A 1,030-nucleotide genomic window follows, 5' to 3' on the forward strand; every position below is an offset into this window, starting at 1 on the left:
CGTCAACAAGTGGTTCGGCGCCAACCACGCCAACCGCGACGTGTCGCTGGCCGTGCCGAAGGGCACCATCCACGGCGTGATCGGCGAGAACGGCGCCGGCAAGTCGACGATCATGAGCATCGTCTACGGCTATCTGCCCGCCGACGGCGGCACAATCCTGGTGGACGGCCGCCCGGTGGCGGTGCGCAGCCCGCGCGACGCCCTGGCCGCCGGGATCGGCATGGTCCATCAGCATTTCATGCTCGTCGATCCCTTTACGGTGCTGGAGAACGTGCTGCTGGGGGCGGAGGGCGGAGTCACCCTGGCCGCCGGCATGGCGCGGGCACGGGCGGAGCTGACCCGGCTCGCCCGCGACTACGGGCTGGAGGTGGACCTCGACCGTCCGGTCGGCGAGCTGCCGGTGGGGGCGCAGCAGCGGGTGGAAATCCTCAAGGCGCTCTACCGCGGCGCCGACATCCTGATCCTCGACGAACCCACGGGCGTCCTGACCCCGCAGGAGACCGATCACCTCTTCCGCATTCTTCGCGCGCTGCGCGGGCAGGGGAAGACGGTCGTCATCATCACCCACAAGCTGCGCGAGATCATGGAGCTGACCGACAACGTGACGGTCATGCGCCGCGGGCAGGTGGTGGCGAACGTCGCCACCGCCGACACCAGCCGCGAGGCGCTGGCCGAGCTGATGGTCGGGCGCAAGGTGCTGCTGCGGGTGGAGAAGGCTCCCGCCCGTCCCGGCCCGGCGGTGCTGGAGGTCTCCGGCCTGCGCGTGCGCGATGGCGCCGGGGTAGAGCGGGTGAAGGGTGTCGGGCTGACCGTGCGCGCCGGGGAGATCGTCGGCATCGCCGGCGTGTCGGGCAACGGCCAGGCCGAGCAGCAGGACGGGCCGGGCGGTAATAGACAGCCGACGCGGCCGACGAGGGACGCGGCGCCAAGAGACGGGGGCGGTGTATCATACAAAAAAAAAGCCGCACACAGACCAAACTGAGGGAGACTCAGGGGGTAGGAGGCGCAAATAAAAAACAGAGTGCTCACG

1 protein-coding gene is annotated in these 1,030 nt (G+C 69.4%); it reads left to right on the forward strand.

All coding sequences use genetic code 11. The features are described 5' to 3' along the window. Window positions 1–982: ABC transporter ATP-binding protein (locus GBZ26_RS29495; protein WP_425599377.1), on the forward strand; the 982-nt coding region annotated here is incomplete at its 5' end. Window positions 983–1,030: the final 48 nt, after the last annotated feature.

This window comes from Azospirillum formosense (genome assembly GCF_013340925.1).
Taxonomy (GTDB): domain Bacteria; phylum Pseudomonadota; class Alphaproteobacteria; order Azospirillales; family Azospirillaceae; genus Azospirillum; species Azospirillum formosense.